Annotated in this window: 1 protein-coding gene and 2 pseudogenes; all 3 read left to right on the forward strand. The window is 72.2% G+C overall.

Annotated features, from left to right (window positions below):
• Nucleotides 1-162, forward strand: a pseudogene (locus CRP51_RS27835) (ATP-binding protein); the annotation flags it as partial.
• Between the two features lie 302 nt (nucleotides 163-464).
• On the forward strand, nucleotides 465-3,494 hold the full coding sequence (locus CRP51_RS27840; RefSeq protein ID WP_245880852.1) for a sensor histidine kinase: 3,030 nt from the start codon (nucleotides 465-467) through the stop codon (nucleotides 3,492-3,494).
• Nucleotide 3,495: 1 nt separating this feature from the next.
• Nucleotides 3,496-3,578: pseudogene (locus tag CRP51_RS27845) on the forward strand (roadblock/LC7 domain-containing protein); the annotation flags it as partial.

Consider the following 3,578-nt stretch of genomic DNA (forward strand, 5'->3'; position numbering starts at 1 on the left):
GGTTTTGACGGGCATCAGCCGTATTCGCCGGAGGAGGTGCGGGAGGCGTTGCAGATCGGTCCTGACGCGCCGATCATCACGACCGACGCGCGGCATCGGGCGGAGGCGAAGAGCGGCCTGATCACCCTCGTCGAACACGCCCTGCTGGCGCGGCTGCACTGAGCGCCAGCGCGGCGCGGCACCGTGTTCTCGCACACGTTCCCTGGGGGTTCGTAACGATTCGGCCGGTAGTCTCCCGGCGCGATGCCTACGCGTGGCGAGCGGATCCTCTCGCTCCGCGTGCGATCTCGTCGTTATATGTCATCTCCGGGGAGGAATGCCCGAATTCGGGGTCTCTCGTCTCGGTGGCGTGCGGGCGACCACGGGGATTGGAAACTCTTCCCCAAGCGTGCTGGAATCCACACGACTCCACAGTCACGGCGGCCGACCGCTTCGGCCGCCACTGTCGAGAGGTGAGATAGCCAGTGAGCCGCAGCAGCGCGACTCCCGCGGGCGCGGGGGAAGCGAAGGGCCCCCGCGACCCCAGCCGGGGCGACATCGACCTGCCGGGCGCGCCCGCGTCGGGGGAGGCGACGGGTTCCCGGTTCGCCCCGCGCAACTGGCGGGTGGCCACCAAGCTCTACGCGATCCTGATGATCCCCGTGGTCGTCGCCCTCGTCCTGGCCGGCCTGCGGGTCGGCGGCTCCCAGTCGACCTGGCGCGAGGCGCAGGACGCCGAGCGCGTCGCCGAGCTGGTGCGCGCCTCGACGGCCTACGCGCACGCCCTGATCGACGAGCGCGACGTCACCGCCCGGCCGATGCTGGAGGGCGACCGGGAGGCGCCGGCCGTCGAGGAGGCGCAGCGGAGCACGGACGAGGCGCGCGACGAGTTCCACGCGCGCTGGGAGGAGACCCCGCACACCGAGAGCCTGCTCCACCGCATGGAGGGCGTCACCGAGGTCGAGCCGCAGCTGGAGACGTTGCGTCAACGCGCCTACACCGACCAGCTCCCCGGCGTCGAGACCGAGGAGGGGTACGTCACGGTCCAGCACCCCCTGATGTCCTTCGCCAACGAGCTCGGCCTGGGTACGGACAACCTCACCACCTACGGCCGCACGGTCTACGCCCTCTCGCTGTCGAAGGCCGCCAGCTCGCTGCAACGGGCCATCGGCACCCACCTCCTGGTCGCCCCCGGCCCCGACGCGGCCGATCGCCAGCTCCAGCTCACCTCGTTCAGCTCGTACGCCTACCTGGAGGAGATCGCCAAGGCCGAGTACGGCTCGGCCGGCACCCCTCAGGACGTGGAGCGCCTTGAGGAGCGGCTGGCCAGGGCGAACGAGGACGCGGCGGCCGACGCGCCCAACGCCCAGAGCCTGACGGTGATGGTCCAGCTGATCGGCTCGGGCGCCGACCCCGAGGAGCTGGCCGAGCAGGGCCTGACCCCGGAGGCGTGGTTCGCCGCCGCGACCGCCGAGTTCGACGCCTACCGCGACATCGAGCAGGAGCTGGTGGACGCGGCGGTCGACGAGGCCCGTGAGGTGGCGGCGTCGGCACGCAACGACATGCTGGTCAACGCGGCCGCCGTGCTGGCCGCGCTGCTGCTGGCGTTCCTGGTCGCCGGCCTGATGGCCCGCTCCATGAGCCGCGACATGCGCAAGCTCCGCACCGCGGCCTTCGATGTCGCGGGTCGCAGGCTGCCCGCCGTCGTCGACCAGCTCTCGCGGGTCAACCCCGGCCGGGTGGACACGGCCGTGACCGCGACACCGGTCTCCAGCCGGGACGAGATCGGCGAGGTCGCCCGCGCCTTCGACCAGGTCCACCGGGAGGCCGTCCGCCTCGCCGCGGAACAGGCGCTGCTGCGGGGCAACGTCAACGCCATCTTCACCAACCTCTCCAGCCGCAACCAGGGGCTCATCGAGCGCCAGTTGGCGCTGATCTCCGAGCTGGAGTCCCGCGAGGCGGACCCCGAGCAGTTGGAGAACCTCTTCAAGCTGGACCACCTCGCGACCCGGATGCGCCGCAACGGCGAGAACCTGCTGGTCCTCGCCGGCGAGGAGATGGAGAACCGCTGGAACCAGGCGGTCCCGCTCGTCGACGTGCTGCGCGCCGCCGCCTCCGAGGTGGAGGACTACGCCCGGATCGAGACCAGCGGCGTGCCGCCCTGCGAGATCCACGGCGGGGTGGTCAACGACCTGGTCCATCTGCTGGCCGAGCTGCTGGAGAACGCGACCTCGTTCTCCTCCCCGCAGGCCAGGGTGACGGTCACCGCCACCCGGCTGCCCGACGCCCGGGTGATGATCGAGATCCACGACAAGGGGATCGGGCTGAGCCAGGAGGATTTCGCCGAGATCAACCGGCGGCTGGCCGCCCCGCCGACCGTGGACGCGGCGATCTCCCAGCGCATGGGCCTGTTCGTGGTCGGCAGGCTGGCGGCCCGCCACGGCATCAGGGTGCAACTGCGGCCCTCGGGCGAGCAGTCGGGTACCACCTCGCTGGTGATGCTGCCGGAGGCGATCACGCACGGCGGTGGGGGCCAGACCCCCGAGCAGGAGGAGAGCTTCACCGTCTCCCGCATCATGGAGGAGGAGACGGGGATCTCGGCGGCCGACCGCGAGGCCGGTCTGCGGACCGCGGCGGAACTCGGCTTCGACGACACGCGCTACGGCGACCCCGCCCCCCTCGCGACCGAGCCGACCCCGCCTCGGCTGCCGACGGGTCCGGTCGGACAGGTGTCTGGTTCCGGCCAGTCCATGGGCGACACCATGCGACTGGAACCGATCGGTGGCGACCGGAGGCGACCGTCCACCGACGGCTGGACCGGGCCCGCCCCGGCCCACCCCGGTGCCACGCCCGCGGACCCCGGCGCGCCGGCGCCCCACCCGGCGCGACCGGCCGCACCGCAGGGCGAGACCGCCCCCGCGCCGCAGGGCCTGCCGGCCGATCAGGACCCCTACGCCGCAGGTGGGACGGGTGCGGGCGCCTGGCAGCAGCCTCCGGGACAGAAGCCCGCCATTCCCCAACAACCGCGCTTCGACGCCTTTTCGCGCTCCGCCGATTCGAGCCAGGATGGTCCCGGGAACCGCGCGCAGCGCGTAGGCTTCCCTGCGTCGGGCCCGGTCGGAGCGGACCAGGGGCCGGCGAACGACCAGGGGCTACCCCGTCGTGTACCACGTCACCAGCGGCCCGAGGAGGAAACGGCACAGGGTCAGGGGTGGGAACCCCAGCCCGAGGCACCGCAGTGGGATCGCGGGCCGCGCCGCGAGGAGCGCACCGGCGGCACCACGTCGTCCGGTCTCCCGAAGCGGGTGCCCAAGGCCAACCTGACGGAACACTCTTCCTCCGAGCCCACCGCACCCGGTGGGCCGCAGGTCTCCCGCGACCCGCAGGACGTCCGCGGTCGGCTGAGCAGCCTGCGCCGCGGGGTACAGCAAGGACGCGGCGCCGGCTCGGGCCGGGGCGCGCAGAACGACGAACGGGATCAAGGTCCCGGTCACACCTACGAGCAGGAGCGTTAGTGTGAGCCCGATGAGCCAGGCGGCGCAGAACCTCAACTGGTTGATCACCAGCTTTGTGGAGAACACCCCGGGGGTGTCGCACAC

Origin of the sequence: Streptomyces zhaozhouensis, from assembly GCF_900230195.1 — a bacterium.
Classification (GTDB): domain Bacteria; phylum Actinomycetota; class Actinomycetes; order Streptomycetales; family Streptomycetaceae; genus Streptomyces; species Streptomyces zhaozhouensis.